General features: G+C 72.4%; 16 protein-coding genes. 3 read left to right on the plus strand and 13 right to left on the minus strand.

Annotated features, from left to right (window positions below; genetic code table 11):
* Window positions 1–273 precede the first annotated feature (273 nt).
* Window positions 274–459, minus strand: a complete 186-nt coding sequence (locus tag ABZ342_RS20830) for a hypothetical protein (RefSeq protein WP_360475334.1) — start codon at window positions 457–459, stop codon at window positions 274–276.
* 97 nt (window positions 460–556) lie between these two features.
* Window positions 557–1,384: an NAD-dependent epimerase/dehydratase family protein gene (locus tag ABZ342_RS20835; RefSeq protein WP_360475337.1), complete on the minus strand. Its 828-nt coding sequence runs from the start codon at window positions 1,382–1,384 to the stop codon at window positions 557–559.
* A gap of 114 nt (window positions 1,385–1,498) precedes the next feature.
* Here ABZ342_RS20835 and ABZ342_RS20840 point away from each other — a divergent pair, with 114 nt between their 5' ends.
* Complete coding sequence (locus ABZ342_RS20840) at window positions 1,499–2,254, plus strand: CoA ester lyase (protein WP_360475340.1); 756 nt, start codon at window positions 1,499–1,501, stop codon at window positions 2,252–2,254.
* Window positions 2,255–2,311: 57 nt separating this feature from the next.
* Here ABZ342_RS20840 and ABZ342_RS20845 read toward each other — a convergent pair whose 3' ends face one another.
* The gene (locus ABZ342_RS20845; RefSeq protein WP_360475343.1) at window positions 2,312–3,481 is read right to left on the minus strand and encodes a CaiB/BaiF CoA-transferase family protein; all 1,170 of its coding nucleotides are present in this window, start codon (window positions 3,479–3,481) and stop codon (window positions 2,312–2,314) included.
* Window positions 3,482–3,604: 123 nt separating this feature from the next.
* On the minus strand, window positions 3,605–4,585 hold the full coding sequence (locus ABZ342_RS20850) for a hypothetical protein (RefSeq protein ID WP_360475346.1): 981 nt from the start codon (window positions 4,583–4,585) through the stop codon (window positions 3,605–3,607).
* A gap of 180 nt (window positions 4,586–4,765) precedes the next feature.
* Between ABZ342_RS20850 and ABZ342_RS20855 the strand changes: the two genes are divergently transcribed.
* The gene (locus tag ABZ342_RS20855) at window positions 4,766–5,764 is read left to right on the plus strand and encodes a LacI family DNA-binding transcriptional regulator (protein ID WP_360475349.1); all 999 of its coding nucleotides are present in this window, start codon (window positions 4,766–4,768) and stop codon (window positions 5,762–5,764) included.
* 14 nt (window positions 5,765–5,778) lie between these two features.
* Here the strand turns inward: ABZ342_RS20855 and ABZ342_RS20860 are convergent, their stop codons facing one another.
* From ABZ342_RS20860 to ABZ342_RS20900, 9 genes are read right to left on the minus strand one after another with little or no spacing between them, the layout of a single operon-like run.
* Window positions 5,779–6,813: a serine hydrolase domain-containing protein gene (locus tag ABZ342_RS20860; RefSeq protein ID WP_360475352.1), complete on the minus strand. Its 1,035-nt coding sequence runs from the start codon at window positions 6,811–6,813 to the stop codon at window positions 5,779–5,781.
* Window positions 6,810–8,357 carry an ABC transporter ATP-binding protein gene (locus tag ABZ342_RS20865; protein WP_360475355.1) on the minus strand — a complete coding sequence of 516 codons (1,548 nt, stop codon included), beginning with the start codon at window positions 8,355–8,357 and terminating at the stop codon, window positions 6,810–6,812. Before ABZ342_RS20865 ends, ABZ342_RS20860 begins: the two co-directional genes overlap by 4 nt.
* Entirely contained in the window at window positions 8,354–9,247 is an 894-nt protein-coding gene (locus tag ABZ342_RS20870) for an ABC transporter permease (protein ID WP_155543963.1), read from the minus strand. The genes ABZ342_RS20865 and ABZ342_RS20870 overlap by 4 nt, the downstream gene beginning before the upstream one ends.
* The gene (locus ABZ342_RS20875) at window positions 9,244–10,200 is read right to left on the minus strand and encodes an ABC transporter permease (RefSeq protein ID WP_360475358.1); all 957 of its coding nucleotides are present in this window, start codon (window positions 10,198–10,200) and stop codon (window positions 9,244–9,246) included. Before ABZ342_RS20875 ends, ABZ342_RS20870 begins: the two co-directional genes overlap by 4 nt.
* 1 nt (window position 10,201) lies before the next feature.
* Entirely contained in the window at window positions 10,202–11,761 is a 1,560-nt protein-coding gene (locus tag ABZ342_RS20880) for an ABC transporter substrate-binding protein (protein ID WP_360475361.1), read from the minus strand.
* Window positions 11,762–11,794: 33 nt separating this feature from the next.
* Window positions 11,795–12,217, minus strand: a complete 423-nt coding sequence (locus ABZ342_RS20885) for a thioesterase family protein (RefSeq protein WP_360475364.1) — start codon at window positions 12,215–12,217, stop codon at window positions 11,795–11,797.
* The gene (locus tag ABZ342_RS20890) at window positions 12,210–13,139 is read right to left on the minus strand and encodes a 3-hydroxyacyl-CoA dehydrogenase NAD-binding domain-containing protein (protein ID WP_360475367.1); all 930 of its coding nucleotides are present in this window, start codon (window positions 13,137–13,139) and stop codon (window positions 12,210–12,212) included. The genes ABZ342_RS20885 and ABZ342_RS20890 overlap by 8 nt, the downstream gene beginning before the upstream one ends.
* Window positions 13,132–14,025, minus strand: a complete 894-nt coding sequence (locus ABZ342_RS20895; RefSeq protein WP_360475370.1) for a 3-keto-5-aminohexanoate cleavage protein — start codon at window positions 14,023–14,025, stop codon at window positions 13,132–13,134. The genes ABZ342_RS20890 and ABZ342_RS20895 overlap by 8 nt, the downstream gene beginning before the upstream one ends.
* Window positions 14,025–14,888, minus strand: coding sequence for a TetR/AcrR family transcriptional regulator (locus tag ABZ342_RS20900; protein ID WP_360475373.1), 864 nt, complete (start codon window positions 14,886–14,888; stop codon window positions 14,025–14,027). Before ABZ342_RS20900 ends, ABZ342_RS20895 begins: the two co-directional genes overlap by 1 nt.
* A 338-nt stretch (window positions 14,889–15,226) precedes the next feature.
* Here ABZ342_RS20900 and ABZ342_RS20905 point away from each other — a divergent pair, with 338 nt between their 5' ends.
* On the plus strand, window positions 15,227–16,495 hold the full coding sequence (locus ABZ342_RS20905; RefSeq protein ID WP_360475376.1) for an FAD-dependent oxidoreductase: 1,269 nt from the start codon (window positions 15,227–15,229) through the stop codon (window positions 16,493–16,495).
* Window positions 16,496–16,521 lie beyond the last annotated feature (26 nt).

Below are 16,521 nucleotides of genomic sequence, written 5' to 3' on the forward strand. Positions count from 1 at the left end.
CAGGCGCGGGGTGCGGGTGGGCGACCGGCCGATGTCTGGGGTTGCAGCCGACCTGATCTTGCCGGGCCGGGCCGGGTGGCACCCGCCGCGATGCGCCACCCGGCGGCGCCGCTGGGCGCGGCAACGTCGACCGTGCCCAGCCGTCGACTGCTCCCAGCCCCGCCCCGCCCAGCCCGCGGCAGTCGGTCGCCGAGGCCGCGGTGCAGTCCCCTGGGCGGCTTGCGCTCGCCGCCATGCCCCACCCCGCGGCGCGGCCGACCGGAGCCCTTGGCGTCAGCAGCCTGCCGCGGAGCCGCCGTGCCTCGCTTCGGCGCGGTGGCCGGTGAACAAGCTCGCCCACAGCGCCGCCCAATGGCGTGCTGCCGGGCGGTGCTCGCGCGGCCGGCGGGCCGCCGGGGGCGGCCCCGCCCGGTACTCCATCTCCACCCGCACCCAGTCGTGGATCCAGTCGCCTCGCATGGTCGTTCCTCACCTCGTCCGCTGAGGAACCCCACGTTCGTCCTGAGGGGACCGCCGCCGCATCGGGTGATCGCGTGCTTCGGCGCCTCCCGGTCCCTTACCCGCGCAGCTCCGTCAGCGCGTCCAGGTGCCGGGGCTCCCAGCCCAGCTCGCGTCGGGCGCGGGCCGGCGTCACCTGCTGGTCCAGCGCGAACGCCTCCGCGATCGGGCCCATCCGCTCCACCGCCTCGGCGAGCGTCAGGCGAGCGATCGGACCTCCGGCCGCGAGCACCGCGACGATGTCCGCGAGCGGCACGTTCTGCCCGCTCACCCCCGCGTACACCGACTTCGCCGGCGCCCGCAAGGCCAGCGCGTACAGCTCGGCGATGTCCTCGACGTGGACCAGCGCCCAGTGGTTGGCGCCGTCGCCGATCAGGGGGACCGGCGCCGCGAAGAACGTCTCGATGAGCCCGCCGCCCGGACCGTAGACCAGGCCGGGCATCACCAGCACCGGGTGCCCGCCGTGGGACAGGACGCGCTCTTCGTTGGCCCGGCGCCACGCCGTGATCGCCGGTGGGTTCTGCGGGGCGTCCTCGTCCACGACGCCCGCCGTGTCGCCGTACACCCAGACCCCGCCCGTGTGCACGTACGGCCCGCGGTCGCCGAGACCGGACTGCAGTGCCTCCGCCGCCGCGAGGTCGACCTCCGCCGTGTCGTCGCCGTAGTGCTGGCCGAGGTGGATCACGCCGTCGGCGGCCGCGGCGGCGGCGCGCAGGACGTCGGTGGCGGTCAGGTCGCCGGGCACCGGGGTCGCGCCCAGCTCGGTGAGCACCCGTGCCGAAGCGTCGCTGCGCGCCAGGGCGCTCACCTCGTGACCGTGCCGCCGGAGCGCCCGGACCGTCGGGCGGCCGACGTACCCGGAGCCGCCCGTCAGGAAGACCTTCATCGTGGGACCTTTCGTGGTCGTGGTGGTTCCCCTCCGACTCTCGGCGCTCGGCGACGCCGCGTCCAAGACCCTTTCCGCTCGCTGTGATACCCGCAGAGCATTACGCTGGGGGCCGTGCCCGCGACGACGTTCCTGTTCGTGCCCGGCGACCGTCCCGACCGCTTCGGCAAGGCCGCGGCGAGTGGCGCGGACGTCGTGATCCTCGATCTGGAGGACGCCGTCGCCCCGGCGGACAAGGACACCGCGCGCGCCCACGTCGGGACCTGGCTCCGGGACCACGAAGCGATGGTCCGGATCAACGCGCCGGGCACGCCCTGGTTCGACGCCGACGCCGCCCTCGTCACCGCCCGCGGGATCCCGGTGGTGGTCCCGAAGGCCGAGACGCCCGGGGTGCTCGCCGGGTTCCGCGAGGTCGTCGCCCTCGTCGAAACGGCGCGAGGCGTCGAACGCGCCGGGGATCTGGCCTCGGTCCCGTCGGTGAGGCGGCTGGCGTTCGGCAGCGTCGACCTGGCCGCGGAGCTCGGCGTCGCGCCCGAAGACCCGGAGCCATTCGCCTACGCGCGTTCGCGGCTGGTGATCGCGTCCGCGGCCGCCGGGCTGGCGCCGCCGGTGGACGGCGTCACCACCGACCTACGCGACGACGAAGCCCTCGAGGCCGACGTCCGCTACGCGCGCCGCATGGGCTTCGGCGGCAAGCTGTGCGTCCACCCGCGCCAGATCGCGCCGGTCCGGACCGGCTTCGCGCCGACGGAGGCCGAGCGGGAGTGGGCCCGCCGGGTCCTCACGGCGGGGGCGTCGGCGTCCACTGTGGACGGCCGGATGGTGGACCGGCCGGTGCTCGCCCGCGCCCGGCGGATCCTGGGGGACTGAAACCGCCGGCTCGAGTCCGCGACGTCGAGAGCTGCTTCCAGCACTCGACGCGTGCCACTAACCGGCGCCTCGCACCGCCGCCGGGTCGAAGCCGAACTCCGCCAGCACCGCGTCGGTGTGCTCGCCGAGCGCCGGCACCGGGTCCATCCGCGGCGCGCGGCCGGGGACCGTGATCGGCGGCAGCGTGGCCCGGATCGGCCCGCCCGGCGTCCGGACGTCCGCGAAGCGGTCGCGCGCCGTCAGCTGGGGGTGCGTCAGGACGTCGGGCAGCTCGCGGCGGCGTGCGTGCGCGATCCGGCCCTGACGCAGCCGGGCCTCCAGCTCGGTGCCGGTCAACCGCGCGAAGATCGCGTCGATCTCCCCCTCCAGGGCCGCGCGATGAGCGACGCGGGCGCTGCCGGTCGCGAACCGCTCGTCGGTGACCCACTCCGGGCGTTCGACGGCGTGCTCGCAGAACGCCGCCCACTCGCGCTCGTTCTGCACCGCCAGCACCAGCTCGGTCCCGTCACCCGCGGAGAACGTGCCGTAGGGCGCGATCGCCGGGTGGCTCGTGCCGGTCCGCGGCGGGGGTGTTCCGCCGTAGCCGGCGTAGTACAGCGGGAACCCCATCCACTCGACCAGCGAGTCGAACAGGCTGACCTCCAGCTCGGTGCCGTGCCCGGTGCGTTCGCGGTCGTAGAGCGCGGAGAGGATGCCGGAGAACGCGTACATCCCGGCCCCGATGTCCGCGGCCGGGATACCGCTCTTGGCCGGCTCGGTCTCGGAGCCGGTCACCGACACCAGCCCGGCTTCGGACTGGATCAGCAGGTCGTACGCCTTCGCGTCGCGGTAGGGGCCGCTCGAGCCGTAGCCCGACACCGAGCACGTGATCAGCCGCGGCCGCGTGGCGCGCAGGGCGGCGGCGCCGAGACCGAGCCGCTCCGCGACGCCGGGCGCGAAGTTCTGCACGAACACGTCGGCCCGGTCGAGCAACGCCGTCATGACCGGGCCCGCGGCCGCGCTCTTGAGGTCGAGCGCGACGCTCTCCTTGGACCGGTTCAGCCAGACGAAGTGGCTGGACTGGCCGTGGACGGTCTCGTCGTACGCTCGGGCGAAGTCGCCGCTGCCGGGCCGTTCGATCTTGAGCACCCGGGCCCCGAGATCGGCCAGGTGCCGGGTGGCCAGCGGCGCGGCGACCGCCTGTTCGCAGGACACGACCGTGACGCCGTCGAGGGGCAGGGAGCGCATGGCCGCATCCTGCCACCCCGGTTCCCGATCCGACCGAAAGCAGGCGGACACGGTCCGCCGCCGATCCGCACGAGGCAACTGTTTCCGCTGTGGCTGCCGTCGGATCGGGAACTGACGGCACAGTCAGACCGCGCGGGCGATGGCGATGTTCCCGGCCAGCCGCTCACCGGCCTCGTAGATCATGTACTCGCGGCCCTGGTACGTGCCGAAGCTCGGGGCCGCGGACCGGCCGTTGTCCGGGGCGCCGGCGAGCGGGGTGTGGAACGTCCCGAGGTGGTTCCGCTTCGAGAAGTCGTTGCCGACCTCGGTGATCATCAGCTTCCCGCCGTGCGCGATGTCGGTGTTGTAGACGACGTACGTGCTGTTGTTGCGGTAGAGCAGGTGCGGGCCGCCGATGTCGTTGGCGCCGACGTCGGTGTGGCGCACGAGCGGCGTCTGGGAGAACGTCCAGTTCAGCGCGTCGGGTGACCAGCCCCAGCCGATGTCGCGGTGGTTCGTGGTGTTGTTGAGCATGAAGACCATGACGTACCGGGCGTTCTGCGAGGGCAGGTCCTGGCGGAAGACGCGCGCGTAGGACGTCTCGGTGGTGCCGGCGGGCTGGAGCCGCGTCGACAGCACTTCCTTCTCGTAGGTGAAGTGGATGCCGTCGGCGGAGCTGGCCAGGCGCGTGACGGTGTTCTCGCCGTGGAAGTACAGGAAGATCCGGCCGGCGTCGTCGTTCCAGAGGGCGTGCGGCGACGAGACGTGGCTGACGGAGTACTCGCCGGGCCAGGAGTTCTTGATGATCGGGTTGCCCGCGTACTCGGTGAACTCCTCGTCGAGGGAGTTCGCGTAGGCCAGGCAGATCCCGCCCGGCGCGTCGTGCGGCGCGTAGTAGAGGTAGTACGCGCCGAGGGCGTCCGGGATGCGGCCCTTGGTGCCGCGGACGCAGGGGAAGATCAGCTCGCCGGTCGGGTTGTAGCGCAGCTTGCTCTTGACGAGAGCGAGCCGCTGGTAGCGGTAGTCCGGGAAGCCGGCGGGCGCGGCGGTGGCCACGGCCGGGATCATCGCGCCCGCGCCGAGCGCGGCGGCGCCGGCCAGCAGGCCGCGTCGGGTGAGGGTCATGACCGCTCCTTCGAGGTCTCGTGTCCGGCGACGGTGGCACGCGTCCGAAGGCGGGGTCAATGGAGTAATACGTATTAGTACGGTCGGGACAGGTTTACTGGAGTTTCGGGCAAAACGGTTGACGGCCCCTTCGGCCGGCCGCACCCTGAATCGGATCGGCTGACTCCGGGCGAGGTGGCGATGGGCAAGGTCCGGCAGGCCGACATCGCCCGCGTGGCCGGGGTTTCGCAGGCGACGGTGTCGGTGGTGCTGGGCGGCAACCGCACCGGGGTCCGGCTCTCGGAACGGACGCGGCTGCGGGTGCTGGAGGCCGCCGAACGGCTGGGGTACCTGCCCGATCCGGTGTCCTCGCGGCTGGCGTCCGCGGGCAACAACCTGCTGGGCGTGTACACGTTCACGCCGGCTTTCCCCGACATCGCCGACGCGTACTACCCGATCCTGGCGGGCGTCGAGGCGGAGGCGGCGGCGCTCGGCAAGGACCTGATCATGTTCACCGCGTCGAGTGCGGCACCGGACCGGATCCGCCGGACCCGGCTGGCCGACGGCTGCCTGTTCCTCGGCCGGCACGTCCCGGTCGACGCGATCGCCGACCTGCTGGCGGCGGGGTTCCCGATCGTCCACATCGGACGTCGCACCGAGCTGGGCGGCCGCATCCCGCACGTGGGCGCGGACTACGTGTCCGCCTCGGCCGAGGTGATCACGAGGCTGGCGCGGGCGGGCCACACGCGCGTGCGGTATCTGCGCGAGCCGGACGACGCGCCGTCGTCGGGCGATCGCGAACGCGGGGTGCGCGCGGCGGCGGCCGACGCGGGGATGGCGGTCGCGGTGACCCGCACGTCAGGCCCGGATCTCGACGCGACGGCGATCGCGCGGTGGCTCGACGACGGCGTGACGGCGCTCGTCGTGGAGGAGACCGACACGGGCGCGGTGTTCGAGGCGACCTGGCGGTCCCTCGGTGAGGCCGGCGTCTCGGTGCCGGGCGACGTTTCGCTGGCGGTCCTGGGCCGGCCGCCCGCCGGGACGGCGGGCCCGGTGATCAGCGGGTTCGAGGTGCCCCGGCGGGCGCTGGGCCGGGCGGCGGTGCGGCTGCTGGCGTCGCTGGTCGAGCCGGGGACGGGGGAGCCGTCCCCGCACCGGCTGCTGACGTGCCCACCGGTGGCGGGGGAGACGATCGCCTGACCGCGGGTTCCGAGTCAGAGGCAGCCGGCCAGGGCTTCCAGCAGCAGCGAGCCCCGCCGGTCCGTGTCCTCCGGCTGCAGCTCGCTCGTCGTGAACGAAAACCCCAGCTCCTCCTCCGGCCACGCCCCGTGCCGCCCGCCGCCGGCGCCCGAGTGGCCGAACGCCGTCTTCGCCGGCCCGTACGTACCCAGCGAGTCGGCCAGCTCGTAACCCAAGCCGAAGCGGACCGGGCGGTCGTTGATCGCGTCCGTCCCCGAGGACCACGTCGAGGTCGCCTCGGCGAGCACCGAAGGCGGGACCAGGCCCGCGCAGATCCGGTCGTAGAGCCGGGCCATCGCCGCCGCCGAGCCGGTCGCGCCGCCCGCGGCCAGCTCCGCCCGGCGGTACGCCGCCGAGTTGATCGTGTCCGGTTCCAGCAGCCCGTGGTACATCTTGTCCACGATCCGGCGCCGGGCGGGATCGTGCAGGAACGTGCTGATCCGGTAGTCCGGCGACCGCCTCAGCCACGCGACCCGGTGGTCCTCCGACGGCGGCGTGCCCAGGTGGATGTCGAAGCCGCCCAGGAGGGAGCGCACGACAGCTCCCGCGGACGTGCCGGTGACCCGGCGGATCAGCTCCGTGCACAGGTAGCCGTAGGTCGCCGCGTGATAGGCGACCCGCGACCCGGGCGTCCACAAGGGACGTTGCGAAGCCAGGGCGAGAGCGTTCGCGCGATTGTCCAGGAAGGACACTTCCGCTTCGACGTACGGCAGCCCGATCGTGTGGGACAGCACGTGCGCCACGTCCCCCGACGGGAACTCCGGCCAGTACCTCGACACCGGGGACGTGGGGTCGATCCGGAGCAGCGCCATCACCGTGGCCACCACGCCCTTGGTCCCGGAGAACAGCACCACGAGGGTGTCCCGCGTCCAGCCCGGCCCGCCCCACAGCTCGGCCAGCACCTCGCCCCGGCGCACGACGCTGAACGCCGCCCCGCCGCCGGTCCGGGCCAGTACCGACGCGAACGCGTCGCGCACCGGCTCGAACCCCGGCGCCACGGTGCCCTTCACAGGCGCGGCGTCGCGGCGAGCAACTCCCGCGTGTACGCGTGCGACGGCGCGCTCAGCACCGTCCGTACCGGCCCCTCCTCGACGATCGAGCCGCCCTGGAGCACGGCGATCCGGTCGGCGACCTCGCCGGCCAGCGCGATGTTGTGCGTCACGAACACCATCGCCATTCCCAGCTCGCGGCGCAGCTCGCCCAGCAGCTCGATGATCGTCGCCTGCACCGAGACGTCCAGCGCGGACGTCACCTCGTCGCACACCAGCACGTCCGGGGTGGTCACCAGCGCGCGGGCGATGGCGGCCCGTTGCCGCTCGCCGCCGCTGAGCTGGTCCGGCAGCCGGTCGGCCAGCGCCCGGCCGAGCCGGACCCGGTCGAGCACCTCACCGACCCGCGCGCGGCGTTCGGCACGCGACAGCGACGTCAGCCGCGTCAACGGCACCTCGATCGACTGGGCGACCGTCTTGCGCGGGTTGAGCGAGGAGAACGGGCTCTGGAACACGTACTGGATCCGGCGCCGCTGCTCGTCGGTCCGGTGCCGCGTGGCGGCCGCCAGCCCGGTGCCCGCCAGTGAAACCGTCCCGTCGTACGCGGAAGCCAGCCCCGCGATGCACTGCGACAGCGTCGTCTTCCCGGAACCGGATTCGCCGAGGAGCATCAGGCACTCGCCGCGTGCGACCGAGACGTCCACCTCGCGCAGCACCACGTTGTGTCCATACGAGACGGACACGCCGCGCGCCGCGAGGAGCGGATCGTCGGGAGGCGGCGGGGTGGAGGTGGCGTCCGGATCGGGTACGGCGTCCAGCAAGCGCCGCGTGTAGGCGTGCGACGGCGTCCGCAGCACGGACGCCGCCGGACCGCACTCGACGATCGAGCCGTGGTACATCACGGCGACCCGGTCGGCGATCTCGGAGACCACCGCGAGGTCGTGGGTGATGTACAGGGCGGCGACGCCGTGTTCCGCGGTCAGCGACCGGACCGTTTTCAGGACGAGGGACTGCGTGACGACGTCCAGCCCGGTCGTCGGCTCGTCCAGGACCACGACGGCCGGCCGGCACGCGAACGCCATCGCGATGCCGACGCGCTGCTGCTGCCCGCCGGAAAGCTGGTGCGGGTAGCGGCGGCGGTACGCCGGGTCCGACGGCAGCCCGACCTCCGCGAGCACCTCTCCGACGCGCTCGTCGACCGAGCCCGGGTGGCCGTGCGTCTGGAGGACCTCCGCGATCTGCAGCCCGATCCGCAGCGCCGGGTTGAGCGACAGCGCCGGGTCCTGCGGGATGTAGGCGACCGTGCTCCCGCGCAGCCGTCGCCGGCCCCCGGCGTCCAGCGCGAGGACGTCGGCGTCACCCACCGTGATCCGCCCGCCGGACACCGCGAGCCCGCGCCGGAAGTGGCCGAGCGCGGCCAGGCCGGCGGTGGTCTTGCCGGAGCCGGACTCGCCGACCAGTGCCAGGACTTCGCCCGGTGCGACGGCGAAGGAGACGTCGTCCAAGACGCACGCCCCGGCGACGGTGGACACCGTGAGCCCGGTGACCTCGAGAGCGGCGTTCATCGGCGGGCCTCCCGCTTCCGGCCGGCGGCGGCCGAGGCCAGCGCGTCGGCCACCAGGTTGGTTCCCACGGTCAGCGCGGCGATCGCCAGCACCGGCAACAGCACGCCCCAGGGCTGGACGACCAGCGCGATCCGGTTCTCGTTGATCATCAGGCCCCAGTCGGCCGACGGCGGCTGGATGCCCAGGCCGAGGAACGACAGCGAGGCGATGTACCCGATCGAGTAGGTCAGCCGCAGCCCGATCTCGACCATGAGCGGGCCGGTGATGTTCGGCAGGATCTCCCGCAGCAGGATCCGCGACCGCGGCACGGCGTACATCTCGGCGGCCCGGATGTAGTCCTGGCCGCGCACGGCGACGGTCGCCTGCCGGGCCACCCGCGCGGTCCGCGGCGCGTGCGTCAGCCCGATGACCAGCACGAGCAGCCAGCCCTCCGGCCCGATCACCGCGATCGCCAGCAGGGCGATCACCAGCTGCGGGAACGACAGCAGGACGTCGTTGCCGCGCATCAGCAGGCTGTCGAGCCGGCCGCCGCCGTACCCGGCGACCATGCCGAGCAGCGCGCCCAGCACGATCCCGAGCACGGTCGCGAGCACCGCGTAGAGCAGCAACGTCGTCCCGCCCGCGAGGAACCGCGTCAGCACGTCGCGGCCGAGGCCGTCGGTGCCGAAGACGCCGTCGTGCTTGAACGGCTTCCCGGCGAAGTCGGTCGTGGTGTGCCCGGTCAGCACCGGGCCGAGCCACGGCCCGAGCAGGGCGATCAGCACCACGACCAGGGTCAGCGCCGCCCCGATCTTGGCCTGCGGGAACGTCCAGGCGGTGCGGAAGAGCCCGCCCGGGCGCGCCGGCGGGGCGTCGGGGGTGGCGGTGCGGGGGAGTTCGACGGCGGTCATCGGCCTGCCTCCGTGCGCAGTTTCGGGTCGGCGAGGATGCCGACGACATCCGCGAGGAGGTTCACGACGATGTAGACGCCCGCGATGAGCAGCGTGATCGCCTGGACGACGGCGACGTCCCGCTTGCGGACCGCGTCGATCAGCGCCTGCCCGATCCCGGGGTAGCGGAACAGGAACTCGACGACCACGACCCCGCCGGCCAGCCACGCCAGCTGCAGCGCGACGACCTGCGCGACCGGGCCGATCGCGTGCGGCAACGCGTGCCGGACCAGGACCGTCCGTTCGCGCATGCCCTTGAGCCGGGCCATCTCGACGTACCCGCTGTCGAGGACCTCGTTCATGGTCGCCCGCATCATCCGCGTGATGTACGGCGTCACGACCAGCACGAGCGTGAGCACCGGCAGCACGAGCTGGGCCGGCTGGCGCCACACCGCCTCGCCGGGCGGGGTGATCGTCACCGACGGGAAGATCTTGAACACCGTCGTGGACAGCAGCACGACCAGCGCGACGCCGATGACGAACTCCGGCAGCGCGGCGATGACCAGGCTCACCCCGGAGATCGCCTGGTCGGTGGCCCGGTCGCGGCGGATCGCGCTCCACGTGCCGAGGCCCAGCCCGAGCGGGGTGGCGAGCACCGCGGCGACCACCAGCAGCACCAGCGACGCCGAGATCCGGTCGCCGATCAGGGCCGTCACCGGGCCCTGGGTGGACGTCGACGTCCCGAGGTCGCCGGTGAACAGCCCGCCGAGCCACTCGAGGTAGCGCTGCCACACCGGCAGGTCCAGGTGCAGCTGGTGCTGCAGCGCCGCGACGCGCTCGGGGGTGGCCTGCTGGCCGAGGATGGCCCGGGCGGGATCGCCGGGCAGCAGCAGCGTCGCGACGAAGACCAGCAGCGACACCACCCAGAGCACGAGGACGCTGACGAGCAGCCGGCGCAGGATCAGTCGGGTCATGTCACGCCTCCCCGCTCGTGCCGAGCCAGGCGGTGCGGAACTGGTAGCCGCTCAGCGAAACCCCGGTGCGGTCCGGGACGAGCCCGGCGACGTACTTCTGGTGGGCGTCGACCTGGTTGACGAACCCCCAGATGATCAGCCCGCCGCGTTCGTACTCGATCTTCTGAGCCCGTCGCAGCAGGTCCGCCCGGACCTTTGGGTCCACTGTGGACCCGGCGCGGGTGACGAGGTCGACGAACTCCGGGTCCTGCCAGTGCGTCTCGTTGTACGGCGACTTCGGCAACGAGCCGTTCGCGACCTGCGGCAGGTAGTTGCGGGTGTACCAGAAGTCCTGGGCGAAGTCCCAGGACAGGTAGTTCTCGCCGTAGAACGTCGTGGTGTCCAGCTTGCGGATCTTGACGGTGATGCCCGCCGCCTTGGCCTGCTGCTGGAACACCTGCGCCGCTTCGACCGCGCCCGCCTGGATCGGCGCGGTGACCAGCTCGACGTCCAAAGTGGAGTGCCCGGCTTCGGCGAGGAGCTGCTTCGCCCTGGTGATGTCCTGCTTGCGCTGGGGAAGTTCTTTCGCGTAAGCCGAGTCGAACGGCGCGTAGAGGTCGTTGCCGAGCCTGCCCTGTCCACTGAGGACCTGGTTGATCATCTGCTCCCGGTCGACGACCAGCCGCATGGCCTGGCGCACGCGGACGTCGTCGAACGGCGGCCGGTCGACCCGCATGGTGAACGGCAGCCACGTGCCGGTCTCGGCGGTGAGCACCTGGATCCGCGGGTCGCTGTTCAGGACGTCGACGAGGGCCACCGGCACCTGGTCGATGGCGTCCACCTGGGACGACAGCAGGGCGTTGATCCGGGCGTCGTCGTCGGCGAAGTTGATCAGCACCAGTTCGTCGAGGTAGGGCTGCCCGGGGTGCCAGTAGTGCTCGTTGCGGGTGAACGTGCTCTGCTGCCCGACGGCGAACGACCCGGCCTTGAACGGGCCGGTGCCGATCGGGCGCTTCAGGTCGAAGTCCGCCGGGACGATGCCGAGCGAGTACTGGCCGAGCAGGTCGTCGAAACCGGCGTTCGGCGTGCTCAGCCGGAACTCGACGGCCCGGTCGCCGCTCGGGGCCACCTCGGCCAGCATGGTCAGCCCGGCCGCGCCGCTCTTGGGGTCCTTCGGGTCCATGATCCGCTTGAAGGTGGCGACGACGTCGGCCGGCGTCACCGGGCGGCCGTCGTGGAACTTGACGCCGTCGCGCAGGACGGCGGTCCACGTCCGGGCGTCCGGCGACGCCGTCAGGGATCGGGCGACCAGGAACTCCAGCCGGTAGTCGTGGTCGCGGTGGAGCAGCGGCTCGTAGAGGTTGATGACCCGCGCGATGTCCGGGTTGGTCGCCGGGATGTGCGGGTCGAGCGTGTCGGACGCGCCGCCGCCGGTGACGCCGACGCGCAGCCGGCCGCCGGAGCGGGGCGGCCCGGTCGGCACCGGGGCGGCGTACGTCGCGCCGCAGCCGGCCGCCAGCACGGCGACACCGGTGGCGGCCAGGAACCTGCGCCGGGTGAGGGGACTGCATCGCTCTGCCATGGTGGGGACTTCCGGTGGGAGCGGGCGTTCGGGTCAGGCGATGGCGCGCCCCGCGTAGTCCGGGACCGGGTTGAGGTAGCCGCGCAGCCGCTCCGCGACGTCGGCGGGGAGCGGCGATGCTCTGCTCTCGGTGACGTGGATCGCCAGGATCTCCTCGGTGGCGACGAGGTCCCCGCCGACGCGCATCTCGTGGCAGAGCCGGACCTTCTTCCCGCCGACGTCTAGCACTCTCGTCGTGACGTCCAGTTCGGTGTCCGGGCCGACTTCCCGCAGGTAGCGGATGTGCGCCTCCACTGTGTACAGCGAGGAGCCGCTGTGCTCCGGGCCGAGGCCGACGGTGTGCATCAGGTGCGTCGTCGCGTCGCCGAAGACCAGGACGTAGTACGGCTCGGACAGGTGGCCGTTGTAGTCGATCCACTCCGGCCGGACGCGGTCGCGGTAGGACAGCTCAGCCATCGCGCGCCTCCTCGACCGCGCGCTGGATGGCGATGATCGCCCGGTCGCGTTCGGCGATGAGGTCGGCGATCGTGCGGTCCCCGGCTTCGTCTTCGCAGCCCTCGACCACGGCGTCGCGGAGTCCGGTGGTCAGCTCGGGGGCCTCGAGCCGGGTCCACGGCGACTTCAGCGACGGCCCGAAGTGGTCGAGCATGTGCGCCATGCCGCCCTCACCGCCCGCGAGGTGGAAGGTGAGCATCGGGCCCTGGACCGGCCAGCGCAGGCCGGGGCCGTCGGTGATGGCGGTGTCGATCTGCTCGACCGTGGCCTCGCCGTTCGCGACCATGTGCAGGGCCTCGCGCCAGAGCGCCTCCTGGAGCCGGTTGGCGATGAAGCCGGGGACCTCGCGGTCCATGGTGATCACGGTCTTGCCGACGCGCCGGTAGAAGTCCGCGGCGTGCTCGACCGCCCAGGCCTCGGTGCGTGCGCCGCCGACGACCTCGACCAGGGGGATGAGGTAGGGCGGGTTGAACGGGTGCCCGACGACGAGCCGTTCGGGCGTCGCGGCGTCCGCCTGCATCTCGGTCATGCCGTAGCCCGACGTCGAGGAGGCGATGACGATCCCGGGCGGGGTCGCGGCGTCGATCTCGGAGAGGAGCTTCTGCTTGAGCGGCAGGTCCTCGGGGGCGCTTTCCTGGACGAAGACGGCGTCGGCGACGGCCTCGGTGAGGGTCGGCGCGACGACGAGGTTGTCGCGGGTCGCGCCGTTCTTCAGGCCCAGTGAGGTGAGCGCGGGCCAGGCGGCGTCGACGAGCCGTTTCAGCTTCGCTTCGGCGTCCGGCGCCGGGTCCCAGGCGTGGACGCGGAAGCCCTGGGCGAGGAAGTGCGCGACCCAGCCGCCGCCGATGACGCCGGCGCCGACGCACGCGACGGTCTCAGGCATGCACGCGCTCTTTCAGACCGAGGATCTCGCGGGCGCGGGAAGCGCTTACCACGGTGGCGCCGAGGTCCTGCACGATCCCGACGGCGCGCTCGACGAGCTGCCCGTTGGTCGCCTTGACGCCCTTCGCGAGGTAGAGGTTGTCCTCCAGCCCCACCCGGACGTGGCCGCCGAGCAGCACGGACTGCGCGACCCACGGCATCTGGTCCCGGCCGATGGCGAACGACGCCCACTGCGCGTTGTCCGGCAGCAGCTTGACCATCGCCTGCAACAGCCCGGGGTCGACCGGCGCGCCGTAGGGGATGCCCATGCAGAGCTGGAAGAGCGGAGGAGCGTCGATCAGGCCCTCTTCGACCATCTTGGACGCGAACCACAGGTGCCCGGTGTCGAAGATCTCCAGCTCCGGCTTGACGCCCAGCTCCTGGATCCGCTTCGCACCGGCGCGCAGCATGTCCGGAGTGGACACGTAGAGCTGGCTGCCCTCGCCGAAGTTGAGGGAGCCGCAGTCGAGGGTGCAGATGTCCGGGAGCAGCTCTTCGACGTGGGGGAGCCGGTCCATGGCGTTCACGAGATCGGTGCCGTCGACGGGCTTGAGCGGGTCTCCCTGGTCGATGACCAGGTCGCCGCCCATGCCCGCGGTCAGGTTGACGACGACGTCCACATCGGACTCTTTCACCAGCCGCACGACTTCGCGGTAGAGCGCGACGTCCCGCGACGGCGACCCGGTCTCGGGATCCCGGACGTGGATGTGCACGACGGCGGCCCCGGCGTTCGCGGCCTCGACGGCGCTCGCGGCGATCTGCGCGGGCGTGACGGGCACGTGCGGGCTCCGGCCGACGGTGTCGCCGGCGCCGGTGAGGGCGCAGGTGACGATGACCTCGTGGTTCATCAGTCCCCTTTCACGATGGACCTCTCGATGAAGTCGTGCAGGTGTTCTCGCATGCTCTCGGCCGTGCTGCCCGGGCGGCCGGTCAGCACCTGGATGCCGAGGCCGTCGATCAGTGCCGTCAGGCGGGTGGTCGCGGCGACCGGGTCGGTCACCGAGAAGACGCCTTGCTCGCAGCCGGAGCGGATGGTCATCGCGATCGTGCGGTACCAGCGGTCGATGGAGTCGGTGTAGAGCGAGCGGAACGACGGGTCGAGCGCGACCTCGTTCCACACCTGCAGCCACACCGACCACTCGGCGCGCAGGACGCCGTCGGTCGGCAGCTGCAGCTCGACCAGGCGGCACAGCCGCTCGTGCGCGTCGGCGATCGAATGCAGCTCGGCGACCTGGCGGTCGAACGCGAGCTTCACGTTGCGCCGCAGCGCTTCGTTGAGGACCTCGGTCTTGCTCGGGAAGTGGTAGTGGATGGCCGCGGTGCTGGTGCCGCACGCCTCGGCGATGTCGGCGATGCGCACCTTGTGGTAGCCGCGTTCGGCGATCAGCGTCCACGCCGTCTCGAGGATGCGTCGGCGCGGCTCGGACTGGGCGAGGTGGTCGGGGTCGTCGCTCGCGAGGCGGGTGGCCGGCGCGGGCACCGCCGTGACGGTGACCGCGTCGTCGCTGCCGTTGAGCAGCCAGTTGACCGTGACGCCGCAGTGTTCGGCGACGCGGACCAGTTCGTGCGGCGAAAACCGGCGAGTGCCGTTCAGCGCCTTGGACAGTTTCGTTTCGTCGAGCCCGATCGCGGCGGCGAACTCCCGCTGGGCTCCCGGCATGGCCTTGACCAGACCGCGGACCCGGTCCCGCAGCTCCGCGGTTTCGTCCATGCCAGAAGACGGTAACCCCGCGTTGCGATAATCGCAATACTCCGCTCGGGACGATCGTGAAACGTTGTGGTTGAGCGGAGTTGCGACGCGCTTTGACTGACGAGTCAGTCGGCCACCGCCCTCGACGCGCATGATGCCGAAGAGGCGTCGCGAGTGCTGAACCAGCACCTGCGGCCGCTGCTCCGTGCCCGACGAGGCAACGCGGTTGCCCGATGTCGCCCAGGATTTCGCGACCGGCGCCGCAACTCCGCGGTTGAGCCCCAGCCGGGTCACGTCGCCGGAATGATGTTCTCCGTTGATCGGTTCCGTGGTGGAGGAGATCACCGGAGGGGGCACGAATGGAACGGACGACGTGTTGCGTCGTGGGCGGGGGCCCGGCGGGGATGATGCTCGGCCTGCTGCTGGCGCGGGCCGGGGTGGACGTCACCGTGCTGGAGAAGCACGATGACTTCCGGCACGACTTCCGAGGGGACACCGTCCATCCCGCCACCCTCGCCGTGCTCGACGAGCTGGGCTTGGGGGAGCGCTTCGCGGAACTGCCGCAGTCCAGGGTCACCGAGGTGCTCCTGCCGGACGCGCGCGGCGGGCTGCGGCGGATCGGCGACTTCGGGCAGCTGGGCCGGCTCGGTGTCCGGCACCCGTACGTGGCGATCGTCCCCCAGTGGGACCTGCTCGACCTGCTCGCCGAGGCCGGGCGTGCCGAGCCCACGTTCCACCTGCGGATGGGCACCGAGGCCACCTCGGCGATCCGGGAGCGCGGCCGGGTGGCCGGAGTCGCCTACCGCACCGCGGCCGGCGCCGTGGGCGAGATCCGGGCCGACCTCACGGTCGCCTGCGACGGACGGCGCTCCCGGCTGCGCGCGGCGTCCGGCCTACCGGTGACCGAGTTCGACATCCCGTTCGACACCTGGTGGTTCCGGCTCTCCCGCCGGAAGGAGGAACAGGACGGGGTGCTGACGCGGCGGGCCGGACGGGGGTGCTTCGCCGTGGTCATCCCGCGGGAGGACTACTTCCAAATCGGCTACGTCGCGGCGAAGGGCACGGACGGACAGCTGAGGGCACGCGGCATCGAGGCGTTCAGGCGCGAGGTGGCCGGACTGCTCCCGGAGTGTGCGGACCGTGTCGGTGAGCTGAGCTCGATGGACGACGTGAAGCACCTCGAGGTGAAGCTGAACCGGCTGCGCCGGTGGCACGTCGACGGGCTGTTGTGCATCGGCGACGCCGCGCACGCGATGTCGCCGGTGGGCGGGATGGGGATCAATCTGGCGGTCCAGGACGCGGTGGCCACCGCCGCCCTGCTGGCCGGGCCCCTCCGCGGCGGCACCGTGACCACGAAGGACCTCGCGCGGGTGCGAAGACGTCGCGCGCTGCCGACATTTCTGGTCCAGACTCTGCAGCGGATCATGCACACCGACCTCGCGGGCCCCATCCGGTCGGGCACGCAGGCCGGCCCGCCGGGGCCACTGATCACCGCGTTCCTGCGGTTCCCCGCCTTGCACGTCCTCCCCGTGTACCTCGTCGGCATGGGCTTCCGGCCGGAACGGGCACCGGCGTTCGCCCGTCGTGAGGCCGTTCCGGGCCGAGGTGCGCCGCGGAGCGTCCGCTGAGGCGCCCGCGAAGGTCCCACCAGGCG

This window comes from Amycolatopsis sp. NPDC005961 (assembly GCF_040629235.1).
Classification (GTDB): domain Bacteria; phylum Actinomycetota; class Actinomycetes; order Mycobacteriales; family Pseudonocardiaceae; genus Amycolatopsis; species Amycolatopsis camponoti.